At 49.8% G+C, this 26,739-nt stretch carries 31 protein-coding genes and 1 tRNA gene; 18 read left to right on the top strand and 14 right to left on the bottom strand.

From position 1 onward, the window contains the following. Positions 1 to 7 precede the first annotated feature (7 nt). On the bottom strand, positions 8 to 1,927 hold the full coding sequence (cysN, locus tag ACN0IC_RS06115; protein ID WP_416877884.1) for a sulfate adenylyltransferase subunit CysN: 1,920 nt from the start codon (positions 1,925 to 1,927) through the stop codon (positions 8 to 10). Beyond that, positions 1,927 to 3,027, bottom strand: a complete 1,101-nt coding sequence (cysD, locus tag ACN0IC_RS06110; RefSeq protein WP_416877883.1) for a sulfate adenylyltransferase subunit CysD — start codon at positions 3,025 to 3,027, stop codon at positions 1,927 to 1,929. Before cysD ends, cysN begins: the two co-directional genes overlap by 1 nt. 176 nt (positions 3,028 to 3,203) lie before the next feature. Between cysD and ACN0IC_RS06105 the strand changes: the two genes are divergently transcribed. After that, a complete protein-coding gene (locus ACN0IC_RS06105; RefSeq protein WP_416877882.1) occupies positions 3,204 to 4,376 on the top strand; it encodes a hydroxymethylglutaryl-CoA reductase in 1,173 nt (390 codons plus the stop codon). A gap of 34 nt (positions 4,377 to 4,410) precedes the next feature. On the opposite strand, the gene ACN0IC_RS06100 is transcribed toward ACN0IC_RS06105, so the two are convergent. The 3 genes from ACN0IC_RS06100 to ACN0IC_RS06090 form a co-directional block, all read right to left on the bottom strand. Continuing rightward, positions 4,411 to 4,498, bottom strand: a tRNA-Leu gene (locus ACN0IC_RS06100). A gap of 172 nt (positions 4,499 to 4,670) precedes the next feature. Next, positions 4,671 to 5,033: a pentapeptide MXKDX repeat protein gene (locus ACN0IC_RS06095; protein WP_416877881.1), complete on the bottom strand. Its 363-nt coding sequence runs from the start codon at positions 5,031 to 5,033 to the stop codon at positions 4,671 to 4,673. Between the two features lie 118 nt (positions 5,034 to 5,151). Then, complete coding sequence (locus tag ACN0IC_RS06090; protein ID WP_416877880.1) at positions 5,152 to 5,886, bottom strand: competence/damage-inducible protein A; 735 nt, start codon at positions 5,884 to 5,886, stop codon at positions 5,152 to 5,154. A gap of 63 nt (positions 5,887 to 5,949) precedes the next feature. Between ACN0IC_RS06090 and map the strand changes: the two genes are divergently transcribed. The 6 genes from map (at position 5,950) to ACN0IC_RS06060 (ending at position 11,889) form a co-directional block, all read left to right on the top strand. Beyond that, positions 5,950 to 6,771, top strand: a complete 822-nt coding sequence (gene map, locus ACN0IC_RS06085) for a type I methionyl aminopeptidase (RefSeq protein WP_416877879.1) — start codon at positions 5,950 to 5,952, stop codon at positions 6,769 to 6,771. An 8-nt stretch (positions 6,772 to 6,779) separates the two neighbouring features. Further along, positions 6,780 to 7,469 (top strand): RadC family protein, encoded by a 690-nt coding sequence (gene radC / locus ACN0IC_RS06080; RefSeq protein WP_416877878.1) that lies wholly within the window; start codon positions 6,780 to 6,782, stop codon positions 7,467 to 7,469. An 89-nt stretch (positions 7,470 to 7,558) separates the two neighbouring features. Then, on the top strand, positions 7,559 to 9,049 hold the full coding sequence (locus ACN0IC_RS06075; protein WP_416877877.1) for a spinster family MFS transporter: 1,491 nt from the start codon (positions 7,559 to 7,561) through the stop codon (positions 9,047 to 9,049). Positions 9,050 to 9,133: 84 nt separating this feature from the next. Then, a complete protein-coding gene (purB, locus tag ACN0IC_RS06070; RefSeq protein WP_416877876.1) occupies positions 9,134 to 10,459 on the top strand; it encodes an adenylosuccinate lyase in 1,326 nt (441 codons plus the stop codon). A 358-nt stretch (positions 10,460 to 10,817) separates the two neighbouring features. Continuing rightward, entirely contained in the window at positions 10,818 to 11,300 is a 483-nt protein-coding gene (locus ACN0IC_RS06065; RefSeq protein ID WP_416877875.1) for a hypothetical protein, read from the top strand. A gap of 109 nt (positions 11,301 to 11,409) precedes the next feature. After that, positions 11,410 to 11,889 (top strand): thioredoxin domain-containing protein, encoded by a 480-nt coding sequence (locus ACN0IC_RS06060; protein ID WP_416877874.1) that lies wholly within the window; start codon positions 11,410 to 11,412, stop codon positions 11,887 to 11,889. Between the two features lie 33 nt (positions 11,890 to 11,922). Here ACN0IC_RS06060 and ACN0IC_RS06055 read toward each other — a convergent pair whose 3' ends face one another. Next, positions 11,923 to 12,243: a DUF1476 domain-containing protein gene (locus ACN0IC_RS06055; protein WP_416877873.1), complete on the bottom strand. Its 321-nt coding sequence runs from the start codon at positions 12,241 to 12,243 to the stop codon at positions 11,923 to 11,925. Positions 12,244 to 12,431: 188 nt separating this feature from the next. Here ACN0IC_RS06055 and purC point away from each other — a divergent pair, with 188 nt between their 5' ends. The 7 genes from purC (at position 12,432) to ACN0IC_RS06020 (ending at position 17,684) form a co-directional block, all read left to right on the top strand. Further along, entirely contained in the window at positions 12,432 to 13,223 is a 792-nt protein-coding gene (gene purC, locus ACN0IC_RS06050; RefSeq protein WP_416877872.1) for a phosphoribosylaminoimidazolesuccinocarboxamide synthase, read from the top strand. 12 nt (positions 13,224 to 13,235) lie between these two features. Then, on the top strand, positions 13,236 to 13,478 hold the full coding sequence (purS, locus tag ACN0IC_RS06045; protein WP_416877871.1) for a phosphoribosylformylglycinamidine synthase subunit PurS: 243 nt from the start codon (positions 13,236 to 13,238) through the stop codon (positions 13,476 to 13,478). A 4-nt stretch (positions 13,479 to 13,482) separates the two neighbouring features. After that, positions 13,483 to 14,145 (top strand): phosphoribosylformylglycinamidine synthase subunit PurQ, encoded by a 663-nt coding sequence (gene purQ, locus ACN0IC_RS06040; protein WP_416877870.1) that lies wholly within the window; start codon positions 13,483 to 13,485, stop codon positions 14,143 to 14,145. Next, entirely contained in the window at positions 14,145 to 16,358 is a 2,214-nt protein-coding gene (gene purL / locus ACN0IC_RS06035) for a phosphoribosylformylglycinamidine synthase subunit PurL (protein WP_416877869.1), read from the top strand. The genes purQ and purL overlap by 1 nt, the downstream gene beginning before the upstream one ends. Next, positions 16,358 to 16,600 (top strand): BolA family protein, encoded by a 243-nt coding sequence (locus tag ACN0IC_RS06030; protein WP_416877868.1) that lies wholly within the window; start codon positions 16,358 to 16,360, stop codon positions 16,598 to 16,600. The genes purL and ACN0IC_RS06030 overlap by 1 nt, the downstream gene beginning before the upstream one ends. Positions 16,601 to 16,669: 69 nt before the next feature. Further along, complete coding sequence (gene grxD / locus ACN0IC_RS06025) at positions 16,670 to 16,996, top strand: Grx4 family monothiol glutaredoxin (protein WP_416877867.1); 327 nt, start codon at positions 16,670 to 16,672, stop codon at positions 16,994 to 16,996. Positions 16,997 to 17,093: 97 nt separating this feature from the next. After that, positions 17,094 to 17,684: a hypothetical protein gene (locus ACN0IC_RS06020; RefSeq protein WP_416877866.1), complete on the top strand. Its 591-nt coding sequence runs from the start codon at positions 17,094 to 17,096 to the stop codon at positions 17,682 to 17,684. A gap of 72 nt (positions 17,685 to 17,756) precedes the next feature. Here the strand turns inward: ACN0IC_RS06020 and rpsD are convergent, their stop codons facing one another. Further along, entirely contained in the window at positions 17,757 to 18,374 is a 618-nt protein-coding gene (rpsD, locus tag ACN0IC_RS06015) for a 30S ribosomal protein S4 (protein WP_416877865.1), read from the bottom strand. A gap of 218 nt (positions 18,375 to 18,592) precedes the next feature. Between rpsD and rarD the strand changes: the two genes are divergently transcribed. Beyond that, positions 18,593 to 19,513 carry an EamA family transporter RarD gene (gene rarD, locus ACN0IC_RS06010; RefSeq protein ID WP_416877864.1) on the top strand — a complete coding sequence of 307 codons (921 nt, stop codon included), beginning with the start codon at positions 18,593 to 18,595 and terminating at the stop codon, positions 19,511 to 19,513. A 9-nt stretch (positions 19,514 to 19,522) separates the two neighbouring features. On the opposite strand, the gene ACN0IC_RS06005 is transcribed toward rarD, so the two are convergent. Together ACN0IC_RS06005 and ACN0IC_RS06000 are read right to left on the bottom strand one after the other, a co-directional pair. Further along, positions 19,523 to 19,813, bottom strand: coding sequence for a hypothetical protein (locus ACN0IC_RS06005; protein WP_415811904.1), 291 nt, complete (start codon positions 19,811 to 19,813; stop codon positions 19,523 to 19,525). After that, positions 19,810 to 20,616 (bottom strand): RNA methyltransferase, encoded by an 807-nt coding sequence (locus tag ACN0IC_RS06000; RefSeq protein WP_416877863.1) that lies wholly within the window; start codon positions 20,614 to 20,616, stop codon positions 19,810 to 19,812. Before ACN0IC_RS06000 ends, ACN0IC_RS06005 begins: the two co-directional genes overlap by 4 nt. Positions 20,617 to 20,695: 79 nt before the next feature. Between ACN0IC_RS06000 and ACN0IC_RS05995 the strand changes: the two genes are divergently transcribed. Continuing rightward, positions 20,696 to 21,907, top strand: a complete 1,212-nt coding sequence (locus tag ACN0IC_RS05995; RefSeq protein ID WP_416877862.1) for an NADP-dependent isocitrate dehydrogenase — start codon at positions 20,696 to 20,698, stop codon at positions 21,905 to 21,907. Between the two features lie 162 nt (positions 21,908 to 22,069). Then, positions 22,070 to 22,852, top strand: coding sequence for a MipA/OmpV family protein (locus ACN0IC_RS05990; RefSeq protein WP_416877861.1), 783 nt, complete (start codon positions 22,070 to 22,072; stop codon positions 22,850 to 22,852). An 11-nt stretch (positions 22,853 to 22,863) separates the two neighbouring features. Here the strand turns inward: ACN0IC_RS05990 and ACN0IC_RS05985 are convergent, their stop codons facing one another. Beyond that, entirely contained in the window at positions 22,864 to 23,706 is an 843-nt protein-coding gene (locus tag ACN0IC_RS05985) for a DUF817 domain-containing protein (RefSeq protein ID WP_416877860.1), read from the bottom strand. A 78-nt stretch (positions 23,707 to 23,784) separates the two neighbouring features. Between ACN0IC_RS05985 and ACN0IC_RS05980 the strand changes: the two genes are divergently transcribed. After that, positions 23,785 to 24,057, top strand: coding sequence for a hypothetical protein (locus ACN0IC_RS05980; RefSeq protein ID WP_416877859.1), 273 nt, complete (start codon positions 23,785 to 23,787; stop codon positions 24,055 to 24,057). Here ACN0IC_RS05980 and ACN0IC_RS05975 read toward each other — a convergent pair. Genes ACN0IC_RS05975 through surE form a run of 4 tightly spaced genes read right to left on the bottom strand, consistent with a single transcriptional unit; the run spans position 24,045 to position 26,291 of the window. Next, complete coding sequence (locus tag ACN0IC_RS05975) at positions 24,045 to 24,536, bottom strand: peptide-methionine (S)-S-oxide reductase (protein ID WP_416877858.1); 492 nt, start codon at positions 24,534 to 24,536, stop codon at positions 24,045 to 24,047. The two genes, ACN0IC_RS05980 and ACN0IC_RS05975, sit on opposite strands and share 13 nt — an antisense overlap. Continuing rightward, the gene (locus ACN0IC_RS05970) at positions 24,521 to 24,874 is read right to left on the bottom strand and encodes a VOC family protein (RefSeq protein WP_416877857.1); all 354 of its coding nucleotides are present in this window, start codon (positions 24,872 to 24,874) and stop codon (positions 24,521 to 24,523) included. The genes ACN0IC_RS05975 and ACN0IC_RS05970 overlap by 16 nt, the downstream gene beginning before the upstream one ends. A gap of 10 nt (positions 24,875 to 24,884) precedes the next feature. Then, positions 24,885 to 25,508 carry a protein-L-isoaspartate(D-aspartate) O-methyltransferase gene (locus tag ACN0IC_RS05965; protein ID WP_416877856.1) on the bottom strand — a complete coding sequence of 208 codons (624 nt, stop codon included), beginning with the start codon at positions 25,506 to 25,508 and terminating at the stop codon, positions 24,885 to 24,887. Positions 25,509 to 25,526: 18 nt separating this feature from the next. Then, the gene (gene surE / locus ACN0IC_RS05960) at positions 25,527 to 26,291 is read right to left on the bottom strand and encodes a 5'/3'-nucleotidase SurE (protein ID WP_416877855.1); all 765 of its coding nucleotides are present in this window, start codon (positions 26,289 to 26,291) and stop codon (positions 25,527 to 25,529) included. Positions 26,292 to 26,739: the final 448 nt, after the last annotated feature.

The raw sequence follows: 26,739 nt of genomic DNA, 5'->3' as shown, positions 1-26,739 counted from the left end.
ATTCGCTTTAGGGCTCATCGTTCTGGTTCTTGAGATATCCTTTTTCCAGAAGATAATTTACGATCATCTTAGCCGCCTCTTCCGCGCTCATATCGACAGTATTGACAGAAATTTCAGCATTCTCAGGGGACTGATATTCTGAATCAATGCCTGTGAAGTTCTTTATCTCTCCTGCCCGAGCGCGGGCATAGAGACCCTTTACGTCGCGTGCTTCAGCAACTTCCAGAGGCGTATCCACAAAGATTTCGATAAATTCATCGTCGGACAGCATTTCTCTAATAGATTGACGTTCAGCTCTATAAGGTGAAATAAACGCCGCCATTGTGATGAGGCCGGCATCGAGCATGAGCTTTGAAACTTCTCCGATGCGGCGAATGTTTTCAACCCGGTCCGCTTTGGTGAAGCCCAGATCTCGGTTCAGACCATGGCGTACATTATCTCCGTCCAGAGTATATGTATGCTTGCCAATCGCCTGTAATCGCTTGTCAACGAGATTTGCGATCGTCGACTTCCCGGATCCTGACAGGCCTGTGAACCAGAGCAGTGTAGGCTTCTGACCTTTTTGATCTGCGCGGGCCGCCTTGTCGGTCGCCATATGCTGCCAAACAACATTTTGTGCGCGGCGCAGCGCGAAATTCAACATACCCGCGCCAACCGTCGCATTTGTCTGACGGTCGATAAGGATAAAAGCGCCCGTGTGGCGGTTGTTCTTATACGGATCAAAAGCAATTGGTTTGGACAGGCTAATATTGACAACGCCAATTTCATTCAGCTCAAGGGTTTTTGCCGCGACTTCAGAAAAGTCATTGATATCAATGCGGTGCTTCAAAGTTGTAACACGTGCCGGCGTGTTCGAATTTGTTGTTTTCAATAAATATTGCCGTCCCGGATAGAGTTTGCTTTCATCCATCCAGATAATATTTGCCTGAAATTGATCTGCCTGTTCGGCGGGCGCATCTGTGCCGCAAATCATATCACCGCGGGAAATATCAATTTCATCCTCGAGCGTTAAAGTAACGGCCATATCTTCCCGTGCGGTTTTTTTATTGCCGTCAAAGGTCACAATGTCTTTAACGCGGGACCTTTTGCCAGATGGAGTAACAATTATGTCATCGCCCTGATTGATAACACCGCTCGCAATCGTCCCTGAAAACCCTCTGAAATCAAGATTAGGACGGTTTACCCATTGGACAGGTAAGCGAAACGGAGAATCGAGAGAGCGTTCTTCTACATCGACATCTTCAAGATAACTTAGAAGAGTTGGGCCCTGATACCAATTTGATCTCTCGGACCGTTGAATAACATTGTCGCCATCCAGGGCTGAAATAGGAACGCAAATGATTTCTTTAAAATCAAGGTCTTTTGCAAATTTCCGAAAGTCGACTTCGATCTTATTATAAATAGCCTGATCGAAATCATTCAGATCCATTTTATTGATCGCAACGACAACATGACGAATGCCAAGCAAAGAGGCTATAGAGGCATGACGCCGTGTTTGTTCTTGAACGCCGTATCGCGCGTCAATCAACAAAATCGCCACATTGGCTGTGGAGGCCCCTGTTGCCATATTCCGGGTATATTGAACATGACCGGGTGTATCCGCGACGATGAATTTACGTTTATCCGTCGAAAAGAACCGATAGGCGACATCAATGGTAATGCCCTGCTCCCGTTCAGCGGCAAGTCCGTCGACCAATAGGGCGAGATCCATTTTATCACCCTGAGTGCCGGACTTTTTCGAATCTTTCTCAATGCTTGCGAGCTGGTCTTCGTAAATCAGCTTGGAATCATATAGCAGCCGGCCAATCAGGGTGGATTTCCCGTCATCTACCGATCCGCAAGTGATAAAACGCAAGTAAGACTTGTTTTCCTGCGCCTGAAGGTAGGCTTGGATATCCGTGGCAATAAGGTCGTCGAGATGGGCCATTAGAAATACCCCTCTTCTTTTTTCTGTTCCATAGAGGCTCCGGCATCGGAGTCGATCACTCGGCCCTGGCGTTCTGATGTAGTCGTCAGTAACATTTCCTGAATAACTTCTGGAAGGGTGGCAGCTTCGCTTTCAACAGCGCCCGTTAAAGGATAACACCCCAATGTGCGGAACCTCACTGATTTCATGTCCGGCGTTTCACCCTCTTTCAAAGGCATTCGGTCATCATCTACCATAATCAGAACGCCGTCACGTTCGACCACAGGGCGCGGCTTCGACAAATACAAGTCGGGAATCGGGATCGCCTCACGGTGAATATATTGCCAGATGTCTAGCTCAGTCCAATTGGAGAGAGGAAAGACGCGCATGCTCTCGCCTTTATGGACGCGGGTATTGTAGATATTCCAAAGTTCCGGACGTTGGTTCTTGGCGTCCCAACGATGGTTTTCCGACCGGAAAGAGAAAATGCGTTCCTTCGCGCGAGATTTTTCTTCGTCGCGGCGCGCACCGCCAAAGGCGGCGTCAAATTTATACTTATCCAAGGCCTGTTTCAGGCCCTGGGTTTTCATAATGTCTGTATGCACAGCAGAGCCATGTGTGAACGGCCCCACACCCTGCTCTACACCATCCAAATTAATATGGACGATAAGTTCCATGCCGACATCTTTCGCGCGTTGATCGCGAAAGGCATACATATCCTTGAACTTCCAGCGCGTATCGACATGCATAAGCGGGAAAGGCGGAGGAGACGGATAAAACGCTTTCTGAGCCAAATGAAGCATCACTGAGCTATCCTTACCAACAGAGTAAAGCATGACAGGGTTTTCGCATTGAGACGCAACTTCGCGCATAATGTGCATGCTCTCAGCTTCCAGACGGTCAAGATGGGTTAAGGAGAGACCGGATTCAGCGGCGACCTCTCTTTCCATCACGGTAAGCTTCGATAGAGCCTGCTCATGGGTTTTGGTAGTGAGCGATCCGCCACTTTGCAGACGCGTCAGGGTCTTGCCGTCATTAAATATCTTTCGAGAAATCGTCGTCAAAGACTGCCCCGTCGCTTCGGCAAGGGCCTTTCCGCGTTTGATAATATCGTCGCTCATATTAAGCCTCTCATTGGTGTGGGAGATTTCCCACGCAGAATTCTGAGAACGCTATTTAGGCAGAATTAGCGAAAAGTAAACCCGTTATGGGAAATTTCCCACGATAGCGACATTTTGCATGGACGCCAATTTCAGACGTTAATTGCTTGCGCCCTTTCCTTGTGGAAGGATACCTTATGACATCTCCTTCTATCCCCAGAGACAAAAAAGCCGATTACACCGCCGAGATGATGGAGAAGCGGCGCGCCTTTCTTGAGGCTCAGCGCTCCGTTTTCCTTCCCCACACAGGTCAAAGTAGTTTCGATCCCGCCTCTCTTGCCGGAAATATTGAAAATGCCTTTGGCGCGACTCAGGTCCCCATCGGACTTGCCGGACCGCTTAAGGTCAACGGAGAGTACGCCACGGGCAATTTTTACGTCCCCCTCGCCACGACGGAAGGTACTTTGGTCGCCAGCTATTCTCGCGGCATGGGGGTTTTACGGGCAGCAGGCGGCGTAACCACAACCGTAATAGAGCGCTATATGCAACGCGCCCCTGTTTTTCATTTTGAGAATGCGCGCCAGGCAAGGGATTTTGGGAAATGGCTCTCTGACAATCTGGAGGAAGTAAAAAAAGCTGCAGATTCAACAAGCTCTATCGGCAAGCTAAGCCATATCGAACAATATGGCGTCTCCAAGATGCGCTATCTGCGGATGAATTTCACAACCGGAGATGCGGCCGGACAGAATATGTCGGGCAAGGCGGCTCAGGCAGCCTGTCAGTGGATTCTAAAGCATTGTGGTTTCAAGACGCGCTACACTCTGTCCGGCGCAATCGATACAGATAAAAAACATTCATATCTGAATACGTTACACTCACGCGGGGCGCGAGTTGTAGCCGAGGTCAACCTTCCCGCCGAATTGGTACGTGAAAAACTCCGGGTCGAGACAAAAGATATCTACCGCGCTCGGCAAGTCTCAACGCTTGGCGGCATGCTGGCTGGGACAAGCAATAATGGCCTCCATGCGGCGAATGCACTTGCCGCGCTCTTTATCGCAACAGGCCAAGACGCGGCCAATGTCGCTGAAAGCCAAGCTGGTCTAACCTATGTTGAGCTGAATGAGGACGACTCGCTCTATTGGTCGATCACTCTGCCCTCACTCATCGTCGCGACTTATGGCGGCGGGACAGGCTTAGCGACCCAGCGAGAGTGCCTAGAGGTTTTGGATTGCTATGGTGCGGGGAAAGCCCTGAAGTTTGTCGAGATTTGTGCGGCCACCGTGTTGGCGGGTGAGCTATCCCTCGCTTCGGCTGTGGTTGGCGGCGACTGGGTGGAAAGCCATGACTCCCTCGGGCGCAACAGGCCTTAACGTTTCATATTTCAAGAAAACCAGTGCGTTTAAGTGGTGCGGGCGGCCGGAATCGAACCGGCACTCCGAAATTCGGAACAAGATTTTAAGTCTTGCGTGTCTACCAATTCCACCACGCCCGCTGACTGAACGCTGATTTAGGCGGATGGCCGGAGTCGAGCAAGCTATTTATCAGTGAATTCAAAGGATTTTTTGAAAGTCGTTGTGATTATCTTTATGCTTAGGTCAAAACAAACAGGCCAACCCGGAAGGATTGACCTAAAACTTAAATAATATGATTGTTTGAATGAGGCGTTATGAGTTTTCAGGTGCCATATCATCTTCCCTCATTGAATCGCCCTTCATAGTATCTTCTTCCATCATAGACTCTTCCTTCATCATGGCGTCGTCTTTCATCATGGCATCCTTCTTCATGGAGTGTTCTTCCATTTTCATAGACTTATCTTTCATGGAATCTTTCTTCATCATTGAGTCCTCATCCATCATACGATCTTCCTTCACCATGGAATCATCTTTCATGTGATCCCCTGACATGGAGTCCTCTTTCATGGCGTCTTGCATTTCAGAGTCGTTTTGAGTGGTTTGAGCATAGGCTGGAACCGCCAGGCAAAGTGCTGCAGCAGCAGAAATAAGAGTAATTTTGGTAAAATTGGGCATTAAAGTCCTCCGTGATTAATATAACAAAATTACAATAGCAGGCTCATTCCAAATGTAATTTCACCATACACGCCACTTCACTCACTTCTATGTGAGGGCTTTGCGAGAAAAATGGCGTTTAAGGGGTTAGAGCAGAAATGAGATCGTGCAATTTTGACTCTACCTTCGCCAGCACGTCCTTGTCTCGCCCCCGCGCGACGAAATTTACGCCGCGTAGCTCGTCATTGAAAAAAGGATAGCTGCCAAGGCTGGCGCCGGGGTGGTCTTTCTCGATATCCGATAGCCCCTCGGCCGCATCGCCTTCGCCGATACCTTCGGCGGTCACGTTGATAGAGTAAATCTTAGCCCCGCCTTTGATGCGGTGGGGGATATCTTCGAGCATACCTCGCATAATTTGCGGCACGCCTGCCAAGGTAAAAACGTTTTTCGTCTGAAAGCCCGGCGCCTGGCTGACCGGATTCTTGATAAGACTCGCCCCGTCCGGAATACGCGCCATGCGCCGCCGGGCTTCGTTCAACTCTTCAAGGGAATAACGTTCGCGCAATGCCTCAATTGCATCATCGCGCTCACTAATACCAAGATCAAAAGCGGCAGCAATGCAATCGGCTGTGATATCGTCATGGGTTGGTCCAATTCCGCCTGTCGTAAACACATAGTCAAAACGGTCTGAAAACGCTTTTACTGTGTCTCGAATGATCTCTACCTTATCCGATATTATACGCGCTTCTCTAATACTTACGCCAAGTGGTTCCAGAAATTTCGCGATTGTGCCGAGATTTGTATCCTGGGTTCGCCCTGACAGTAATTCATCTCCGATGAGTATCACCCCGGCGGTTACAGTTTTGTCCATCATTCACTCCTTTGAAAGCCGCTATTAGGACTGGCCCGTTTGCGCGTCCACTGTTATACGGCGCAAATGAATTATGTAGATGCAAGTGATGCCGACGATCTCCGTGACGGCGCGATTAAACTCCACGGCCCGGAAGGATTTGAAGGCATGAGAAAGGCGGGGCAACTCTCCGCCAAATGTCTCGATATGCTCGCCCCGCTTGTTCAGCCAGGTGTCACAACGGCCGCATTGGATGCGAAAATATACGAATTTGCGATGGATCATGGCGCTCTGCCCGCCACGCTCGGTTATCGCGGTTATAAACACTCCGTCTGCACCTCTATCAATCACGTCGTCTGCCACGGCATACCTAATGATAAGCCACTCAAGGAGGGCGATAGCGTTAATTGCGATGTCACCTTGATTGTGGATGGCTGGCACGGCGATACGTCTCGCATGTATGTGGCCGGAGAACCGGACCGAAAAACCGAACGCCTCATCAACATTACCTATGACGCCCTCATGATGGGTATTGCAGCGGTCAAGCCCGGGAATACGACCGGTGATATTGGCCACGCTATTCAAAAATATGCCGAAGGTGAGCGCTGTTCTGTTGTCACGGATTTTTGCGGCCACGGCATTGGCAAGCTCTTCCACGACGCGCCCAACATTTTGCATTTCGGCCGCAAAGGCGAAGGCGAAGTCTTGCGCGAAGGCATGTTCTTTACGATTGAGCCCATGATAAATCTCGGCAAGCCCGATGTCAAAATACTGTCTGACGGCTGGACGGCCGTTACGCGTGATCGCAAGCTGACAGCGCAATTTGAACATTCCATCGGCGTCACGAAAGACGGCGCCGAAGTCTTTACCTCGTCACCAAAAGGTCTACACCGACCACCTTACGCCTAAGAGAAATAATGTCGGGGAGAGAAGATAAACCGCATTACCTGGCCCACCGTGATCGGCAAAGGGCCAAGTTCGCCGCCTCGGGTGGCGACAGCTTTGCGGATTACGAGCTGCTTGAGCTTTTCCTGTTCAACTCCATTCCTCGCCGCGACGTCAAACCTATTGCAAAGGACCTTCTCAAAACCTTTGGCAATCTTGGCGAAGTTTGCGCTGCGCCGCTGCACCGTCTGACGGAAATCAGAGGAATTGGTGAGAAGACAGCACTTGATTTGAAACTTCTTCACGCTGCCTCTGTTCGAATGGGGCGTGAAAGTGTGCTTGGACGACCTATCCTATCGTCCTGGACGGCGCTCCTCGACTATTGCCGCTCGGCCATGCAGTTCGAGCCCGTCGAGCAATTCCGCGTCTTATTTTTGGATAGAAAGAATCGCCTGATCGCAGACGAAGTTCTGGGTCGGGGCACTATTGACCGAGCTCCTGTTTACCCACGCGAAATCATCAAACGCGCCCTCGCTCTTGAGTCCACAGCGATCATCCTTGCTCACAACCACCCCAGCGGCGACCCAACGCCGAGCCAATCTGACATTACGATGACAAATGAAGTCATTGCGTCCGCCAAAGCGATGGGTGTTGTCGTTCATGATCACCTTATTATCGGGCGCGAGAATGTTGTGAGTTTTAAGACGCTTGGTTTGATGTGAGCCACGAAATTGAATAGCGGTTAAAACGCTTCTGACTTGACCGAAGCCCTGCTTTCCTTTCAGGTAAGAAAAACGACCAGGGGAAATATATGAGCGACTCAACCGAGGGGTATGTACCACCGAAAAAGCCGGGATATCGGACTGTGGTTCTTTTCCTGCTCACTATTGTTTACGGGTTCAATTTTATTGATCGGCAGATTGTCGGCATTCTTGCACCGTTCATTCAGGCTGATTTAGAGCTAACCAATACACAGCTCGGCTTGCTCATCGGTCTCGCCTTTGCCGCCTTTTATACTATTATGGGTATTCCCCTGGCCTTTCTTGCCGACAAGATGAATCGCGTTAACTTGCTTGCGATTGCATTGGCGGTCTGGAGCGGCTTCACGGCCCTGACAGGTATGTCACAGAACTTCCTGCATATCGCTTTGGCGCGGATTGGCGTTGGTATTGGTGAAGCAGGCGGTAGTCCGCCCTCACATTCGATGATTTCTGACTTTTATGGGAAAGAAGAAAGATCTGGCGCCTTGGGTATTTACTCCCTCGGCATCCCACTTGGCATCATGTCGGCTTATTTCTTTACAGCGGCCTTGTTAGGGACTGACCCAAATGTAGTCGATTGGCGGCGAATTTTCATTATTCTCGGCCTAACAGGTATAGTCCTGGCGGTCATTGTTCGGGTTGTCATCAGAGAGCCACGCCGCGGCGCGATGGAAACAAAAGTCACGCCCACCTCCGCCTATATTCCTTTAGGTGAGTCTTTTCGGAGATCGAACTTGCCGCCGCGCTTTGCTTTGGCAGGCCTATTCCTAGCGATAGTTCTTGCCGGTTTATTCGTCGGAAATCTAAGCTGGCTCTTTGTTGTCATCGCTATTTTATTAGCAATGTCCATTTTTCTTTTGAGCCTTCAACCCGGCGTTATAACGCTAGTCTCTATCCCTTCTTGGTGGTGGATGTGTCTCGGAATCGCTTTTGCCAGTTTCGCCAGCTATGCTTTGTCCGGCTTTCAAACCAAATATCTCCGCCTCTTGGATCCGGAGTTCAATTTTCGAACAATTGTTATCTGGATCGGGGTGATTAATGGGACATTTTATGTGGCCGGCACGTTTTTCGGAGCTAAACTGGTCGATATTTTAGCGAAGAAAGACATTCGCGCTTACGGATTTATACCCGCTTTTGCGACAGCGATTGCGCTTCCTCTAGCGATTGCTGCGTTCTGGGTGCCTTCGGTCGTCGCCCATCTTGCGATTGGCGCGGTCCTGCAACTTTTCCTAGGTGTGTATCTGGGCCCGAGCTTCGCTATCGCTCAGACTTTGGCTCCGATACGGTTGCGGGCTATGTCCACAGCGTTATTCTTTTTCGTCTTGAACATGATTGCTCTAGGCGGCGGACCAACTTTCGCAGGCGCCATGATTGACGTCTTCCTCAATCTGGAATTTAACGAGCTCATTTCGACGCGATATGCGATGTATTCTACATTCGGAGCCTTCATCTTAAGTATATTGGCCTATCTCTTTGTCACCCGAACTCTTCCGAAGGATTGGGCCGCCGCTGAAATCAGAAACTCTGTAGCTCCAAAATAAACATCAATCTTCACCCACGCTCTTGACCTAACGGCGCAGTGGGGGCAATCCGCGCGGCAGATATTCAGCTAAAGAGTCTGTCCCATGATTGAACGCTACGCCCGTAAGGAAATGACCGAAATTTGGTCTGCCGCGACTAAATACCGGATCTGGTTCGAGATTGAGGCGCACGGATGTGATGCGCTTGCGGAACTTGGTGTTATTCCAAAATCTGCCGCCAAGAATATCTGGGACCGGGGAGGCTCCGTCGAATTTGATGTCGCAAAAATCGACGAAATTGAACGCGAAGTAAAACATGACGTAATCGCCTTCCTCACTCACTTGGCCGAATTCATTGGCGAAGACGCGCGTTTTGTGCATCAGGGCTTCACGTCCTCCGATATCCTGGACACAACCCTCTCTGTCCAGCTCGCCCGCGCGACCGATATTCTCTTGGCCGGTCTGGATCGCGTTCTAGCGGCGCTGAAAAAGCGCGCCGAAGAGCATAAATATACCATCACAATCGGTCGCAGCCATGGCATTCACGCGGAGCCAACAACCTTTGGCGTCAAACTCGCGCGATTCCATGCAGAGTTTTTCCGCGCCAAAACCCGCCTCCTCCAAGCAAGGGAAGAGATTGCCGTCTGCGCGATTTCCGGCGCTATTGGAACTTTCGCCAATATCGACCCAAGCGTCGAAGAGCATGTCGCCAAGGAAATGGGATTGGCGATTGAACCTGTTTCCTCGCAAATCATACCGCGTGACCGCCATGCTGCTTATTTCGCAACACTCGGCGTGATTGCGTCATCAATTGAAAATATCGCGGTGGAGATCCGCCATTTGCAACGCACAGAGGTTTTGGAAGCCGAGGAGTTTTTCTCCAAAGGCCAAAAAGGCTCCTCTGCCATGCCGCATAAGCGTAATCCCGTTCTGACAGAAAACCTGACCGGACTTGCGCGCTTGGTGCGTATGGCTGTTGTTCCGGCCATGGAAAATGTCGCTCTTTGGCATGAACGTGATATCTCACACAGCTCCGTTGAACGCGGCACCGGACCTGATACGACTGTGCATCTGGATTTTGCCTTGCACCGCCTAGCGGGCGTTATTGAAAACCTCGTTGTTTACCCAGAGAAGATGAAGGGCAATATGGACCGCTTAGGCGGACTGCATAACAGCCAACGTTTTCTTCTCGCTCTGACTCAGGCCGGAGAACAGCGCGAGAGCGCCTACCATCTCGTACAACGTAATGCGATGAAAGTGTGGGAGATGTTCCGCACCCAAGGCAGCGCCGGTGAAGGATCTTTCCTAAACCTCATTTTGCAAGACAAGGACGTTATGGCCCTCCTCTCCGAAGACCAGGTCCGTGCGATGTTCGATGATGATTACCACCTCAAACATGTCGACACGATCTTTGCGCGAGTATTTAGATAGGCCCGCGTTCTTCTGCAATCTTCATTCAGCGCGACCCGACGGAATGAAGATAAGGATTATCATGTCCAAATCCGGTCCTTCCCGTAATGCCTAGGACAGATTCATGGTTAAAAGCGGCTTAATTTCATTTAATACTTCAGTTGTTTAGGTCAGTTTTAAGCCTCAATGCTACTTGACTGCATTTTTTTATAAAAATATTTTTATAGGAAAATCATTAGCTTACGCCAAAAATTAACGATTACAGAAACCATTGTAAACACCGCCCTAACGCGTGATTCGGCGTTCATTTACCAATGTTCGTTACACAGAGACCATAACAATAATAAAATTATCTCAGTGTGAAAAAAGGACCTAGGAAATGAAAAAGATCGTCTCTCTTTTAAGTGCAGCTCTTGTGACAACAGCTTTCGGCGCGACCGCTTATGCCGCGTCTCCAGATGTATATGTTGTTAACTTTAGAAACAATACTGACGTTCAAAGTCAGCGCCTCGACAGCGCCCTTGCCTCTGCCGTGCCAATGGCCGGTGTAAATGCCGAAGAAGTCGTTATCGACACCTCTAATGCGGCGAAGTGGGAAAAAGGCGCATATGATGCGTTTGACTATGACATTGTGCCAATTTTCAACAAGTGGGTCGGCCTGCCCGGTTTCGCCGCAGTCGTCGATGCGCGCACGAAACGCGTTATCGGCTGTGTAAACGCGTCATTTGCGCCGCAGGAAATTGCTCAGGAACTTCGTAAAATGACGGCACAAGCCAAAGGGCAAGCTTATATGTCCAGCGCCTCTGTCGGCGGAAAGACAACCCGTTGTCCTGCAGCTCATAATGAAATGCCGGCCGGTTAAAAATGACGAGCTAAACCGTGGGAACAGGCCCGGGCCTCTTAAATGGCTCGGGCTTTTTTATAGGATATGCTTGGGGACAAACCCTTCCGATATCTATAGAAAGACTTTCATGATCTCTTTATTTTCGAAAATCATTTCGGCAGTGGTTTTAGTTGTGATTCTCTCCTTGGGATTGTCGTCCGTTTCGGCTGCTTACTCGCCCGTTGTGAAGCCTGATATTTATGTCGTGATGTTTCGGGCTGATTGGTGCGCGCCTTGTAAGGTTGTTGAGCCACGTTTAGGGCAAGCATTAGCAGGATTACATGACCCAGCGATTGAATATGTGAATATTGATATTTCCGGAGGTCAAGGCGAATGGAATTCTCACGCAGTCTTCGATCGTCAGATCGTACCCCAATATAATATGTGGCTAGGTATTACCGGGTTTGCCGCCATTATCGATGCCGATACGAAACGTACTTTGGGCTGTGTGAACATGAACTATAATGCCGAGGCCATGCAGATACATATTCGCAACTTAAAAAGGCTGGCTCTCAAGAACCAGCCTAATATCGATTTAACCTGCCCCGACGCGAATAATCCAGTATAGGTTATCCCAACATCTATCTGTTATCTATAAGGTTTACGCCTCTAGACCATAAACTTCAGCGCGCGCCTCTTTGAGATAAAATGCCATTTTTTCTCGAATAGTTGCATCAGAAACATCTGCATTTGCTGTGTCAAAATCGCGTCTCAATTTCCGGAAGACGTCCTCTTCCCCTTTTTCTTCCATATCAGCCGCGATGACTTCCTGAGCGTATTTCTCCTTATCGGAGCGGCCCATAATCTCTGCTGCCCAATGGCCAAGCGCTTTATTGCGTTTTGCGGCAGCCCGGAATTCTTTGGCCGCCTCCAGAACGAATTTGGTTTCTTGTCCCCGCTCGCGATCTTCAAATTGTGTCATGTCTAAATCCTATTGCGTGAAAGCTTTTCTTCTATCATATTTATGGCGAGGCGTGGTGTACTGCAAGACGCAAAATCCTCATATTTATCCTGTCACACACATTGCGATTTACGACCCATCCGTCTATGAGGCGAGTTTATTAGTGCCGAGTCGTCTGACGACCCACTGCACCATCGGGAGAGCGACCCATGAGCCGCCGTAAACAAATATACGAAGGTAAAGCGAAAATCCTTTACGAAGGACCTGAACCGGGCACGCTTGTTCAGTATTTCAAGGATGATGCCACTGCCTTCAATGCCCAGAAAAAGGCAACGCTCGATGGCAAAGGTGTTTTGAACAATCGGATTAGTGAATTCGTGATGTTGCGTCTGGGTGAGATTGGTATCCCAACTCATTTTCTTAAACGCCTCAATATGCGCGAGCAATTGATCAAAAAGGTCGAGATTATTCCTCTCGAGGTTATTTGCCGGAACGTAGCCGCAGGAACGATGGCCAAGCGTCTTGGTATGGAAGAAGGCGAGAAGCTGCCGCGCTCAATTGTCGAATTCTGCTTGAAACGTGATGATCTGGGAGACCCTTTGATTGCCGAAGAGCATATCCACGCCTTTGGCTGGGCCAACGCTTCGGAACTGGACGAAATGATCGCCATGACCTTGCGCATTAATGACTATTTACAGGGGATGTTTGGCGGTATCGGTATTAACCTGATCGACTTTAAAATTGAATTTGGCCGTCTGCCCTTGTCCAATGAAGACGGCATTATAGGACATCAGGTTATTCTCGCCGATGAGATAAGCCCGGACAGTTGCCGCCTCTGGGATCGTGAAACAAATAAAAAACTCGATAAAGATCGCTTCCGACGCGATCTCGGGGAAGTTACCGAAGCTTATACTGAAGTTGCCACACGGCTTGGTATTTTAAAGCCGCAAAGCCAAAATAATGTGACCAATCTATCGGTCGTAAAAAATGATGAAGAGTAGTCAGGACGCCTTATGAAAGCCCTTGTTTATATTGGTTTAAAACCCGGCGTTCTGGACCCGCAAGGCCGCGCCATTGCCCGTTCGTTAAACGACCTCGGTTTTGATGAAGTCAAAAACGCCTTTCAAGGAAAGATCATAGAATTAGAACTTTCCACAGAGGACAAGACTGAAGCTAAAGCCCAAGTGGAGCAGATGTGTGAAAAGCTTCTCGCCAATACGGTGATCGAAAGCTACCGCATTGAGCTTCGGGATTAGAGCCGTGCAAACTGCTGTTATTGTCTTCCCTGCCTCTAATTGCGATCGCGACGCGGCGGTGGCTTTAGAGAAAGTCACAGGGCGCGCCCCAAAATTAATCTGGCACAGAGACAGCGAAATTCCGGCAGACGTCGATTTTGTCTGCGTGCCGGGCGGGTTTTCTTATGGAGATTACCTACGATCTGGCGCTATGGCGGCCCGCTCCCCAATTGTTTCAGATCTTATCAAAAAAGCCAATAACGGCCTACCCGTCGCCGGGTTTTGCAATGGTTTTCAAATTTTGACTGAGACAGGGCTCCTCCCCGGCGCGTTGATACGGAATAAGAATTTGAAATTCGTCTGCCGCCCTGAACGGCTGGTCGTAAGCAATGTGAATACACGCTACACTTCTTATTATAAGCCCAAGTCTGTCGTAACTTATCCTGTCGCTCATCATGACGGCAGCTATTTTGCGGATGACGCAACTTTGAACAAACTTGAAAAAGATGACCGCATCGTGTTTCGCTATGCGGATAACCCTAATGGGTCCATGCGTGATATTGCAGGCATCATAAACGAAGCTGGTAATGTGTTTGGCATGATGCCTCATCCGGAACGTGCGGTCGACGATCTGCATGGCGGTACAGACGGGCTCGGCCTATTCAAATCTATTATTGAGTCTATCTAATGACGACACTTCCCGCCATTACGCCGAAGATCGTGAAAGAACATGGTTTGTCCGAAGACGAATATCAGATCATTTTAGATAGATTGGGCCGCGTTCCTAACATCAATGAGCTCGGTATTTTTTCTGTCATGTGGTCAGAGCATTGCTCTTACAAATCCTCTCGCCGTCACCTTGGTAAATTTTTGACCAAAGGGGACCGCGTTATCCAAGGTCCTGGAGAAAACGCCGGGGTTATTGATATCGATGATGGCGATTGCATTATCTTTAAAATGGAAAGCCACAATCACCCATCTTATATCGAGCCTTACCAAGGCGCAGCGACGGGTGTTGGCGGCATCATGCGCGACGTATTTACAATGGGCGCGCGACCAATTGCGCTTATGAACGCCCTGCGTTTCGGCGAACCTACCCACCCTAAAACCAAATCATTGGTCAACGGCGTTGTAGCAGGCATCGGCGGGTATGGTAATTGCGTCGGCGTGCCAACAGTAGGCGGCGAAACCAATTTTCACAAAGGTTATAACGGAAACATCCTCGTCAACGCCATGTGTGTTGGCCTCGCTCGCACAGATAACGTTTTCTATTCAGCAGCCAAAGGTGTCGGAAATCCAATTTTCTACGTCGGCTCTAAAACCGGGCGCGACGGCATTCACGGCGCGACCATGGCGTCTGCCGAATTTGACGATGACAGCGATGAGAAGCGCCCGACCGTCCAAGTCGGTGACCCTTTTACTGAAAAACTCCTAATCGAAGCTTGCCTTGAGTTAATGGCTACCGACGCCATTATTGCCATCCAAGATATGGGCGCAGCTGGCCTGACTTCTTCTTCCATTGAAATGGCGGATAAAGGCGGCGTTGGAATTGAGTTAAATCTTGATAAAGTTCCTCAGCGTGAAGACGGCATGACTCCTTACGAGATGATGCTCTCTGAGTCCCAGGAACGTATGCTGATGGTTATTCAGCCGGGAAAAGAACAACTCGCTTTCGACGTCTTTGAAAAATGGGAGCTGGATGTCGCAAAAATAGGCATCACCACCGATACAGGTAACCTGGTCCTCAAACACAAGAAAAAAGTTGTCTGTGACATCCCTATTGCGCCTTTGGCCGATGACGCGCCGAATTATGATCGTCCGCATGTGAAATCAGAACCGCGTCCGATATTGTCGGCGGAAGACATTCACGAAACTCAGGATTACAACGACGCCCTTGTGAAAATCATTCAATCACCGAATATTGCTTCCAAGCGCTGGATTTGGGAACAATATGATCGTCACGTGATGACAGACACAATTGATTCCAGCCAATCTGGCGGAGATGCCGCTATTGTGCGCATCCACGGCACAAATAAAGCCGTCGCGATTACAACGGATTGTACGCCCCGTTACGTGCAAGCTGACCCTTATGAGGGCGGCAAGCAGTGTGTCGCGGAGACTTGGAGAAACCTATCCTGTGTAGGGGCGGATCCGATCGCAATTACGGACTGCCTCAATTTCGGTAACCCGGAACGCCCTGAAATTATGGGGCAGTTTGTTGGAGCTATAGATGGCATGAATGAAGCTTGTCGCGCTTTTGATTACCCGGTCGTCTCGGGCAATGTTTCACTCTACAACGAAACGAATGGTGAAGCCATTCCTCCCACACCTGCTGTTGGTGGTGTCGGCCTGATTCCGAATCTAGATTTTTTCTCAACTTTAAAAGGCGCAAAAGAAGGCGATACGCTCATCCTCATTGGTGAGACGACAGGCTGGCTTGGCGCCTCTGTTTACCTATCCGAAATTATGTCGCGTGAGGACGGTGCTCCACCGCCGATCGACCTGCATACAGAAAAGCTTAATGGTGATTATATTCGTAAACTCATCCGCAATCGCCGCGTAAATGCCGTACATGATTGCTCAGATGGTGGACTGGCAATTGCCGCCTGCGAAATGGCTTTCGCTTCCAATATTGGCGTAAGCCTTCAAGCGTCACCGGACGGACCAACTCACGGCTGGTTATTTGGTGAAGACCAGGCCCGTTATCTGGTCGCAGTAGAGAAAAACTCGGTCAATCCCGTTGTGTCGACGGCCCACGCAAAAGGAATCGCTGCGGAAATAGTGGGGAAAGTTGGCGGAGATAGAATTACCGCTGTCGGAGGCTTTGATGTGTCTCTTTCTGGTTTGCGTCAGAAACACGAGGAATGGCTACCCGGCCTAATGGCGGGGGCAGATAGCTAATGGCTATGAAAGGTGAAGACATTGCCGAAATGATCGTCGAAGCTCTCCCCGGGGCTGAAGTTGAGATGATAGACCTCGCCGGGGATAACAATCATTGGAAAGCCGTGATAGTCAGTTCGGCTTTTGAAGGTCTTAACCGGGTCAGGCAACACCAGCTGGTATATGCGGCACTAAAAGGTAAAATGGATGGGTCAGAAGGTGAGTTGCATGCGCTTGCTTTGGAAACACGGACACCTTCCTGACAATCCGATCTTGAAGTTTAGAAAGGTCTGCCTACATGCAAATCAGACCTTTTAGAAAGATATATCATCATGGATACTAAAGACCAGATCGCAAAAACTGTCTCTGAAAATGACGTCGTGCTTTATATGAAAGGCACGCCGATTTTTCCTCAATGCGGCTTTTCTTCAACTGTTGTTCAAATTTTAGATTATCTTGGCGTAGATTATGCCAGCGTCAACGTATTAGAAGATCCTGATATCCGCCAAGGTATAAAAGATTATAATAACTGGCCGACAATCCCCCAGCTTTTCGTAAAAGGCGAATTTACCGGCGGGTGCGATATTATCCGTGAGATGTTCGAAAGCGGAGAATTACGTACGCTTTTGGCTGATAAGGGGGTTAAAACAAACGCCTAGCTGGATAATATCTCGTTAACAGAGACTTAATTTTTCCGAAACAACTTTTGAGTAATCTTGCGAATGGTTTGTGGGAACCAAAAAAGCAGGATTTGCAATGTCAAAGTTCGGGATTGCCGAATTATCGGCGCGTAAAAAAAATAGAATTTCAGGATTCAATGCCGGCTATGCTGACAGGCCAGGGCCAAAGCAAAAGAAATCAATGGGCCTCGGGCGCACAATTGGTTCGGCCCTTTCCATTATTCTTGGCGGCACACTCTGTTATGTCAGCCTTCACTATATGCCGGCATTTGTCGACACCCGCAAAATCATAGCGGCTTCCAAGCTGGACCAATCCTCCACACGTTTACAAGATGAAAATAGTGGCTTTTTATTAAAAGCTTATTGGGACGCTTTTAGCATCAGACGGACTTATCTCAGAGACGGACAGAGTATACAGGCTCAATACGCCCTTCCTGCCGGGACAGAGTTGGAATTGGGAATCAAACGGTGCCGCCCAGCTTTCATACTTGAGGTTTTTAACTGCGAAGTCATTGGAGAAAAAAGTTTTAAAATCACCGACGACCAAACTGGAACGCAACGTTTCCAATTCCAAGGCAAAGGGTTCTACCTGTTTGAAGAAAAATTAAGCGGCGTGTCTGCTGATACCAAATCAATATCGTATCGTGTCGTCTGGAGCAGGGCCTGACAACTCCGCTTATTTAGACAAATAAAAAACCCGCCTCGGAGGCGGGTTTTCTTTTGAATTATCCCTCGCAGATTAGCGAGAGTAGAATTCCACAACGAGGTTTGGCTCCATTACAACCGGATAAGGCACTTCGTCAAAACTTGGAACACGTGCGAAAGTTGCCTGCATCGCTTTCGGATCTACACTGATATAATCAGGAAGTTCGCGCTCGGCACTTTCAAGAGCTTCCAGAACCAAAGCCATTGTGCGTGACTTTTCGCGGACTTCAATGACATCACCAACTTTGCAACGGTATGAAGGGATATTTACCTTCTTGCCGTTTACAAGAACATGACCGTGATTGACGAATTGACGGGCAGAAAAGACCGTTGGTACAAATTTCGCGCGATAAACAATCGCATCGAGACGGCATTCTAGCAGACCAATCAGATTTTCAGAGGCATCGCCCTTCATGCGTGTCGCTTGATCATAAGTCCGGCGGAACTGTTTTTCCAGAATATTGCCGTAATAGCCTTTGAGCTTTTGCTTGGCGCGGAGCTGCGTACCGAAGTCAGACATTTTACCGCGGCGGTTTTGGCCATGTTGACCCGGACCGTAGGCGCGCTTGTTGACTGGTGACTTGGGGCGACCCCAAATGTTTTCGCCCATACGGCGATCGATTTTATATTTAGCTGAATTACGCTTAGACATGCGTTTATACTCTTTCATTTAGTGTGGCTCGGCATATCCAACCAATTCGGATAGCGATTTCAACGGCGGCACCACACTCACCCGTGATAAGTCGGGGCTTTTAGCGTCTGATTTGATCAAGTCAACCAGCCTTTTCAGGCCGCCGCCTTGCAAAATCAAAGCTCTGACTTGCAAAGATAGAGATTGTTTTACCCCAGACCCTGTGACAATCGCAGTTTATGGTAAGTTCGCAAAACAATACAGCCTCAGATCTCGCGCGCCGGGGTTTATTCGCCGGCATCGCGGCCTACACGATGTGGGGTCTTTTTCCTTTCTATTTCAAGGCAACGCATACTGTCCCGCCGGCAGAGTTTGTAGCTTACCGTATTTTGTTTGCTGTGCCTTTCGGCTTGCTCATTATCTTGTTTCGTAAGCAGGTCGGAGACGTGGTCAGAGCTCTCAAGAGCCCGAAAACTATCTTGCTCCTACTTTTTGCGGCTGTCGCATTGGCCTTTAACTGGGGCGTCTATATATTTGCGATACAACAGGAACAGGTGTTCCAGGCAAGCCTCGGATATTACATCAACCCGCTCATGTATGTTCTCGTCGGGGTAATATTTTTTAGTGAGAAACTCTCGCGGCTTCAGGGTTTTGCGGTCATTCTGGCTTTAATCGGCGTTGCCATACTTACGGTTTACGGCGGCGTCTTCCCGGCAATTGCGTTGATATTGGCGACCAGCTTTACGATTTACGGCGTCATCCGCAAATATGTGGAAATCGGCGCGATGCCCGGTCTCTTTATTGAGACAATGTTGCTTCTGCTGCCCGCGCTCTTTTTCCTTTTATATTTGCGGCAAGCTTCGCCCCTGCAGCTGGAACTCGCGGCACCAAGTCTTCAAACCCTTATTCTATTTTCAGGACCGCTCACCGTCCTGCCCCTGCTCGCCTTCGCCTTTGCCGCGCGGCGCCTGCGTTTGTCGACGCTCGGATTTTTACAATTTATTGGACCCACGCTTCAGTTTTTCTGCGGACTTTATTTCGGAGAAATATTTACCTTTGCCCATGCGATCTGCTTTGCGTTCATCTGGGTAGGGGTCGCCATTTTCTCTTATGACGCCTGGAGCAATAATCGGCGCGTGAAGAAGACCCGGCCTCAATAAACTTGCGCGCTATCCTTGTCCGCTAATAAATTTCATAAATAGCTCACCGGTCGGCGCAGCGGCAAAAACGCCTAGCAAATAAGCCACGAGCATAATCAGAGTTTGGCCGAAGAACAAAAAAGCTCCGTCGAGAATCATATTCTGATCCGGCGCCATTGGCGTGTTCTTTAGAGCGTCGCGCCTGACCTTAGCGAAAGCAAAGGTCGACACAGCCGCAAACACAAAAATCAATATCCAGGGCCACTTTAAAAACCCGGCGACTGCCGTGAGGATAATCAATAAATAGCCTAGATATTTCATGACTTGTCTCTCTCTACGCGGGCCTTACCGCGTCCCTCTGCAAGAGCTTTTACAATCCCTCTGAAAGTGCGCACTTCTTGCACGGTCATCTTGGCCCGCGTCAACGGGGCGCGGATGTTTTGCGCCATCAAGGCGCGTTTAGACTCCGGGAAGAAAAAACCAGCGCGCTCCAATTCCTCTTCAAGGTGTTCAAACAAACCCGTGAGGTCCTGTTTCGGAGCCGCGTCGCTAATCGCACGATTGAACACTTCGGGAATATTCTGGTGAACGGAATTCGCCCAAATATAGGCGAAGATATTGACGGCCTGTGCCAGATTCAGGGACTGAAATGCCGGATTAACAGGATAGGTGAGAATCGCATCGGCTAGAACTGTATCGGCATTGGTCAGCCCGGCTTTCTCCGGCCCGAACAGAATACCCGTCGGCAAGCCAGATTCGCTGAGGCCCCGTAGCTTAGGTCCGATGTCATCAGTCCCGATGACGGGGATTTCTAATTCTCTGCGGCGCGCCGTGGCGGCCAGCACAAATTTGAGGTCAGCCACAGCTTCTTCGGTAGTTTCAAAGACAGACGCATTATTCAAGACATCAAACGCCCCTGCGGCCATTGGCTCGGCAGCGGGGTTCGGCCAGCCGTCTCGCGGTGCCACCAGACGCAAATCAGTTAAACCGAAATTCAGCATGCAGCGGCAAGCCGCGCCAATATTTTCGCCGAGCTGTGGCCGAACAAGGATAACCGAGGGCGGTGGACGGCTTTCATCCCGCTCAATCAAGTTCCCCAACTGGTCTTTGGTGGTTTTACCCATCTAATCACTTTAAACTTTAAGGCGCTGGTGCTAAACGCGGCGCAAATTCACACATTACGAACCGCTTACAGAGGTAATTATGGCTAAAATCAAGGTAAATAATCCCGTTGTCGACATGAATGGCGACGAGATGACACGCATCATCTGGGACATGATTAAAGAACGTCTCATTCATCCTTATCTGGATATCGAACTTCTTGACTATGATTTGTCCATCCAAAGCCGTGATGCCACGGATGACCAGATTACCGTAGATGCCGCCAATGCCATCAAAAAGTACAATGTCGGCGTCAAATGCGCGACGATTACACCAGACGAGCAACGCGTTGAAGAATTTGACCTGAAAAAGATGTGGGTCTCTCCAAACGGCACAATCCGTAACATTCTTGGCGGCGTAGTTTTCCGCGAGCCTATCATCTGTAGCAACGTCCCTCGCCTCGTCCCTGGATGGACTCAGCCTATCGTTATTGGCCGTCACGCTTTTGGTGATCAGTATAAAGCCACAGACTTCCTCGTCCCCGGCAAAGGTAAGTTGAAAATGACCTGGGAAGGTGAAGACGGCGACAAGATTGAAAAAGAAATCTATGACTTCCCGGAAGCCGGTGTTGCCATGGGAATGTATAACCTCGACGCCTCTATCCGTGATTTTGCCCGCGCCTGCTTTAACTATGGCGTGCAGCGCAAATGGCCTGTTTACATGTCCACAAAAAACACAATCCTGAAAAAATATGACGGACGTTTTAAAGATATCTTCCAGGAAATTTTCGACGCAGAATTTGCGGATAAGTTTGCCGAGTTTGGAGGCGAATATCAACATCGCCTCATCGATGACATGGTCGCGGCGGCTATGAAATGGTCCGGCGGTTATATCTGGGCCTGTAAAAATTATGACGGCGACGTACAATCCGATACGGTGGCGCAAGGCTTTGGTTCTCTTGGCCTGATGACGTCTTTCCTCCTGACTCCAGATGGAAAAACAATGGAAGCGGAAGCGGCTCACGGCACGGTGACCCGCCACTATCGTAATCACCAGAAAGGTGAAGCGACGTCAACGAACTCTACAGCGTCTATCTTTGCCTGGACACGGGGCCTCGCTCACCGCGGCAAACTAGACGACAACGAAGCGCTTGTGAAATTCGCGACCAACCTTGAAAAGACTGTTATAGAAACTGTCGAAGGCGGTCAGATGACGAAAGACCTCGCACTCCTCGTTGGGGATCAGCAAGGCTGGCTTACAACAGAAGGCTATCTCGAAGCCATCGCTGAAAACTTTGAACGGAAAATGACGTAAAGCAAAAAACCTTTTCCAAGACTTCAAGCCCACCTTTTGGTGGGCTTTTTTTGTAATCTCGCAACTTTGTCACTCGCCTGTGACACAACTCTCTTTTATCAGCTTCCCATGAAGTACCGTATTTCTCGCGCTCTATTTTCCTTTTCGCTCCCTTTAATCGGAATGAGTTTCGCAACTGCTCACGCCCAGACTCCTTCGGAGCTAGCCTCTTCGAACGACGGAACGGGCTATATTGGCGCATCTGTTTTTATTAATTCCGAATATCTTGGTTCGGCAGATGAGGAAACGCATTTACTCCCCTATCTCAGCTTTCAAAATGTCAAAGGTTTCGACCTCATTGGAACCAATCTATCCTACCGCTTAATCGAAACTGGCACGGGACAAGGGTTTGGAAAATGGTCTCTGCGGGCCGGGCCTAGCATAGCGTATCAGGGCGGAAGAGACTCGAATGATAGCCCAAACCTCAACGGCTTTGACGATGTCGACGGCAGCGCCGTTCTCGGCGGCTATGTTCGAAGTACAATCGGACCGATTGGTCTGCGTCTTGACGCAGGGCAGGATATACTCAGTGGCCATGATGGGTTCACCGCCGATGCGTCGGTTGGGACCTTCTACAGAGCGGGGAAATTTGCAATTCAGCCCTCTGCCACGGTCAGTTGGGCCGATAACACGCATAATGATAGTTTTTTCAGCGTCACAAATGCGCAGTCTGCAACCTCCGGCCTTAGTCCTTACGAGGCGGATGCCGGCTTTTATGCCTACTCCTTAAATATTCTTAGTTGGATTGAAATTCAGGATAGATATGCTGTCAGTTTCATTGGCGGCTATCGCTGGTTCGCAAATGATACGCTGGACAGCCCTATCCTGAACGCAAGTGATGGATCTGATAACGGCCTTTTCGCGGCTTTCAGTATCTCTCGAAAATTCGACACGAATAAATGGTAGTCATGGTGGTATCAATTTTTCCCATTATTTCCATGTATCGCCGCGACCAGAACAAAGCTGATGATCATCAGGAGATACCAGGAGCCGAGCTTGGCAAAGCTCACCATTTGCCAGCCCGCATCCTGATTGGGATATGTCCAGGCTTTGGCAAAGGTCCCCAGATTTTCGGCAAACCAGATAAAGAGCGCCACGAGGACGAGCCCTATCAAAAGCGGCATGGGACGGTGTTCTTCATCCGCTCGAAACCAGACCATGGCCGGACCGTATAGAATTGCTGAGCCTATGAACAAGGCGAGGCGGATATCCGGTCCGAAATGATGGGTGAAGAAATTCAGATAAATGAGGACGGCCAGCAAACCTTGCCATTTCAAGCTCGGGAACCGATCAAATTTAAAATCGAAAATGCGCCAGACCCGGGCGAGGTAACTTCCGACGCAAGCATACATGAAACCGGAAAAAAGCGGCACACCCGCAATGTTTAAAATGCTCGCCTCGGGATAAAGCCATGACCCCATATGGACTTTGAATATTTCCATGACCGTCCCGACGATATGGAATACGAAGATCACCCTCGCCTCTTCCCAGCTTTCCAATTTGAGGGCCAGCATGAGGACTTGAATGGCAATGGCTGACAGGGTGATAAAGTCATATCGCGAGAGCGCAGCCTCTGCCGGATAGAACAGGAATGTGCCGAGCAAGAGGGCCAGCATCAACCCGCCAAACAAACACGCCCAGGCCTGTTTTATTCCGAAGGTTATAAATTCGAACAGCGCCTGACTTTTCCACCCCGAGACAAATCTGGAATGAAGGGCGGCGCGCTGCTTATGAAGAAAGACTTTAGGCTGGAACGACATAGGGCTTTCTCATGCTTCTTGCCGTCTTAAACATGACGAAAGTTGGGTTTTCACAAGGCTTTGCTTAAGGTGTCTCTTATGATCCCTGACCTGGACAGTTTTTTGGCCCGATATGACGCCCTGCCCCTTGGCAGCTTTGAAGGTCTTTATCAAAATCTGCGCTACGGGGTGACGCGAACCGCCTCGCCTGACGGAAAACGCGGCTGGCTCTATGCCGAAGAACTTGGCGGGGCCGATCATATCAGTCTCAACCTTTATCGGCTGGAGAGCGGCGCGAAGTTAAACCCCTGTGAAATGCCGAAACAGAAAGTGATTGATTTCGTTCTGGGCTTGGACGTTCAAGACAAATAATTTGCATAATCTCTGCGGAGTTTGGTCAGCTTCGGATCGATATAGGCCTTGCAGAAAGGTCTCTCCGGATCTGTTTTATAGTAATCCTTGAAAACGTCAGGCGACGATTTGAACTCTTTGAGAGGCAAGACATGGGTCACGAGCGGATTGTCAAACTCCATCTGCTCGTCTTTCAAAATGGCGTCTACGGCCGTCTTTTGAGATTTGCTCACAACGTAAACCGCGCTCCGATATTTGCCTCGAAATGTATGATTGGACTGGCTGGAATGGGTGCGAAGATGAATAGCCACCAAGACGGGGAGCGGAATAATTTCAGGATCGAAATTTATGCGAACCGCTTCCGACCAGCTGTCATGGGGCGGATCGCTCTTGATAAAGCCCTGCTCTACCGATTTTACGCCGCGCAATGTCTGAAAGACAGCTTCGGTGCACCAATGGCACCCACCGCCAAATCCGATAATATTTACGCCGGTGTCCATACGGCCAATTCATTTCCGCTGGGGTCTTTAAAATGAAACCGCTGCCCGCCTGGAAAGCTATAGGTATCGACTGAAACATCCCCGCCCGCCGCTAGAACGGCGGATTTCGTGGCGCCCAAATCATTTGAAAATAAAATAACGAGTGGCCCGTCCGCAGAGGGGTTTCTATCACTGGCTTGGTCAAATCCGCCTTCAACCCCTGAACCATGAATAGCGACATAGGTGTCGCCCCAGTCCTGAAACGTCCACCCAAACACCGTGCCATAGAATTTTTTCATTGCCGCATTCGAGGTCGATGGGAGTTCAATATAATTAAAGCCGTGATGTAGGTTGGTCATTTTCTGTCTCTTATAAAGTTCTCGATTTCCCCGGCTCGATCATATCCAGCTTGAGCGGCATGAGCGTTTCTTCGCTGACCACAGACCGCGCTTTGGTATAGCGCATAAGCTGTTCATCCACCACAGCAATCATTTCTCCGCCGGGGGCAAGTTGCTCCAGGAGCATGGGCGGCGCGGCGCGGGTGGCGCAACCCAGAATGATACGTTCGAAAGGCGCCTGTCCGGCCCAGCCATAACGCCCGTCCCCATGTCGAATGACCGTGTTTCGAACGTCCAGATTTTTGAAACGTGTTTCGGCTTCGCTGATAAGTTGTTTATACCGCTCAACGGCATAGACCCGCCTGCAAAGCCGCGCGAGAATAGCCGTTTGATATCCGCTGCCGGAGCCAATTTCGAGAACCTTATGGCCTTTGCTGACCCGCAGCATCTGAATCATCAAGGCCGTTACCCAAGGCGCAGAAATCGTCTGACCGCAGGAAATCGGGAGCTTTTGTTCGTCGTAAGCTTTCTCGGCATTTCCCTCCCCGACAAAGCGAATGCGGGGCGTCTGCTCAACGGCGCGTAAGACGTTATTATCGGAAATGCCCTTGCCGCGCAGGCGCATGACCATATCTATCAAGCCCGGATCGAACATGCTCAGCCCTGCCCTCTCCTAATCGCCGAATTTACGGGACATATCATCCAAGGCTTCGAAATGGGTCAGGTCGGTATGTAGAGGCGTCACGGAAATATAACCGTCATAGATAGCGCGTAGATCCGTTCCGGATGGCGGGTTTGATTTCTTCGCGCCATAGGTCAACCAGAAATAATGTCCGCCGCGCGGATGATCTCTTTTATCAACGCCTGACATTTGAAAGTCCCGATGGCCCTGTCGCGTGATCTGAATGCCTTTGACACCGTCGACGGGCGTGTCGGGAAAATTGACATTGGGCACGACGGCTTTGGGCCAACCCGCGTCCAAAAGCTTTCGCACCACATCCGGGCCGTGGGCTTCAGCCGTGTCCCAAGGCAGGCTCGATGCGCCCTGAAACCCGCGCGCCAAAGACAAGGCGATAGACGGAATGCCCATTTGCATCCCCTGTAACGCCCCGGCCACCGTTCCGGAGAAGGTCACGTCTTCGGCCATATTCTGCCCCCGGTTTACGCCGGAGAGGAGAAGGTCAGGCGGGCTGTCGGGCATGAGATCTTTCATGGCCAGGATAACACTATCGGTCGGCGTGCCGCTCACGGAAAAGACGCGGTCTTCGAGTTTTCTCAGGCGGACAGGGTTATGGAGCGACACCCCGCGAGAGGCCGCAGACTGTTCTGTATCCGGCGCGCAAACCCACACATCGTCAGAGAGTTTGGCCGCTATTTTGCGAAGCACGGCCAGGCCTTCGGCATGTACGCCGTCATCATTTGTCAGAAGTATTTTCATAGGGCCGTCATAACGGGTTTGAAAGAAAACGGAAATGATTGTTGGTCAGTCGTGATAGAATTACTCTCTCTCTTTCATTGTCATTCCGGGGCGCGAAGCAAAGCGGCGTTGAGTTTGGATGCACTAACCTCTCCTATTCCTGTCATTCCGCACGTAGCGAAGCGAAGATGCGGAAGATCGAGAAATTGCGGACTGACTTAGAGAGGGCTCACAACCTCTCGACCTTCCGCATCTGCGGCCTATCGGCCTTGTGCGGAATGACAGGATAATGTGTTCATTTGTTTTTTACGCATGCGATTTCTCCCGCTCGCCATCAAGTGCTGAGCCTTTCTCACGGTTTCCAATTAAAGTGGACAGCCCGCGTGGTGATCTCCGCGATGGAGACCAAAGGGAAATATGTTTTACGCGGCTCTCACCACGCGGCGGCGGTTTATATCGCAGCGGCCTT

The organism is Litorimonas sp., assembly GCA_029936425.1.
Classification (GTDB): domain Bacteria; phylum Pseudomonadota; class Alphaproteobacteria; order Caulobacterales; family Maricaulaceae; genus Litorimonas.
This window is presented reverse-complemented; position numbering and strand designations above follow the sequence as displayed.

Bases quoted from the DNA above. Each gene is read 5' to 3' on its own strand.
- cysN (WP_416877884.1), bottom strand. From the start codon at position 1,927: ATGGCCCATCTCGACGACCTTATTGCCACGGATATCCAAGCCTACCTT.
- cysD (WP_416877883.1), bottom strand. From the start codon at position 3,027: ATGAGCGACGATATTATCAAACGCGGAAAGGCCCTTGCCGAAGCGACG.
- ACN0IC_RS06105 (WP_416877882.1), top strand. From the start codon at position 3,204: ATGACATCTCCTTCTATCCCCAGAGACAAAAAAGCCGATTACACCGCC.
- ACN0IC_RS06095 (WP_416877881.1), bottom strand. From the start codon at position 5,033: ATGCCCAATTTTACCAAAATTACTCTTATTTCTGCTGCTGCAGCACTT.
- ACN0IC_RS06090 (WP_416877880.1), bottom strand. From the start codon at position 5,886: ATGATGGACAAAACTGTAACCGCCGGGGTGATACTCATCGGAGATGAA.
- map (WP_416877879.1), top strand. From the start codon at position 5,950: ATGAATTATGTAGATGCAAGTGATGCCGACGATCTCCGTGACGGCGCG.
- radC (WP_416877878.1), top strand. From the start codon at position 6,780: ATGTCGGGGAGAGAAGATAAACCGCATTACCTGGCCCACCGTGATCGG.
- ACN0IC_RS06075 (WP_416877877.1), top strand. From the start codon at position 7,559: ATGAGCGACTCAACCGAGGGGTATGTACCACCGAAAAAGCCGGGATAT.
- purB (WP_416877876.1), top strand. From the start codon at position 9,134: ATGATTGAACGCTACGCCCGTAAGGAAATGACCGAAATTTGGTCTGCC.
- ACN0IC_RS06065 (WP_416877875.1), top strand. From the start codon at position 10,818: ATGAAAAAGATCGTCTCTCTTTTAAGTGCAGCTCTTGTGACAACAGCT.
- ACN0IC_RS06060 (WP_416877874.1), top strand. From the start codon at position 11,410: ATGATCTCTTTATTTTCGAAAATCATTTCGGCAGTGGTTTTAGTTGTG.
- ACN0IC_RS06055 (WP_416877873.1), bottom strand. From the start codon at position 12,243: ATGACACAATTTGAAGATCGCGAGCGGGGACAAGAAACCAAATTCGTT.
- purC (WP_416877872.1), top strand. From the start codon at position 12,432: ATGAGCCGCCGTAAACAAATATACGAAGGTAAAGCGAAAATCCTTTAC.
- purS (WP_416877871.1), top strand. From the start codon at position 13,236: ATGAAAGCCCTTGTTTATATTGGTTTAAAACCCGGCGTTCTGGACCCG.
- purL (WP_416877869.1), top strand. From the start codon at position 14,145: ATGACGACACTTCCCGCCATTACGCCGAAGATCGTGAAAGAACATGGT.
- ACN0IC_RS06030 (WP_416877868.1), top strand. From the start codon at position 16,358: ATGGCTATGAAAGGTGAAGACATTGCCGAAATGATCGTCGAAGCTCTC.
- grxD (WP_416877867.1), top strand. From the start codon at position 16,670: ATGGATACTAAAGACCAGATCGCAAAAACTGTCTCTGAAAATGACGTC.
- ACN0IC_RS06020 (WP_416877866.1), top strand. From the start codon at position 17,094: ATGTCAAAGTTCGGGATTGCCGAATTATCGGCGCGTAAAAAAAATAGA.
- rpsD (WP_416877865.1), bottom strand. From the start codon at position 18,374: ATGTCTAAGCGTAATTCAGCTAAATATAAAATCGATCGCCGTATGGGC.
- rarD (WP_416877864.1), top strand. From the start codon at position 18,593: ATGGTAAGTTCGCAAAACAATACAGCCTCAGATCTCGCGCGCCGGGGT.
- ACN0IC_RS06005 (WP_415811904.1), bottom strand. From the start codon at position 19,813: ATGAAATATCTAGGCTATTTATTGATTATCCTCACGGCAGTCGCCGGG.
- ACN0IC_RS06000 (WP_416877863.1), bottom strand. From the start codon at position 20,616: ATGGGTAAAACCACCAAAGACCAGTTGGGGAACTTGATTGAGCGGGAT.
- ACN0IC_RS05995 (WP_416877862.1), top strand. From the start codon at position 20,696: ATGGCTAAAATCAAGGTAAATAATCCCGTTGTCGACATGAATGGCGAC.
- ACN0IC_RS05990 (WP_416877861.1), top strand. From the start codon at position 22,070: ATGAGTTTCGCAACTGCTCACGCCCAGACTCCTTCGGAGCTAGCCTCT.
- ACN0IC_RS05985 (WP_416877860.1), bottom strand. From the start codon at position 23,706: ATGTCGTTCCAGCCTAAAGTCTTTCTTCATAAGCAGCGCGCCGCCCTT.
- ACN0IC_RS05980 (WP_416877859.1), top strand. From the start codon at position 23,785: ATGATCCCTGACCTGGACAGTTTTTTGGCCCGATATGACGCCCTGCCC.
- ACN0IC_RS05975 (WP_416877858.1), bottom strand. From the start codon at position 24,536: ATGGACACCGGCGTAAATATTATCGGATTTGGCGGTGGGTGCCATTGG.
- ACN0IC_RS05970 (WP_416877857.1), bottom strand. From the start codon at position 24,874: ATGACCAACCTACATCACGGCTTTAATTATATTGAACTCCCATCGACC.
- ACN0IC_RS05965 (WP_416877856.1), bottom strand. From the start codon at position 25,508: ATGTTCGATCCGGGCTTGATAGATATGGTCATGCGCCTGCGCGGCAAG.
- surE (WP_416877855.1), bottom strand. From the start codon at position 26,291: ATGAAAATACTTCTGACAAATGATGACGGCGTACATGCCGAAGGCCTG.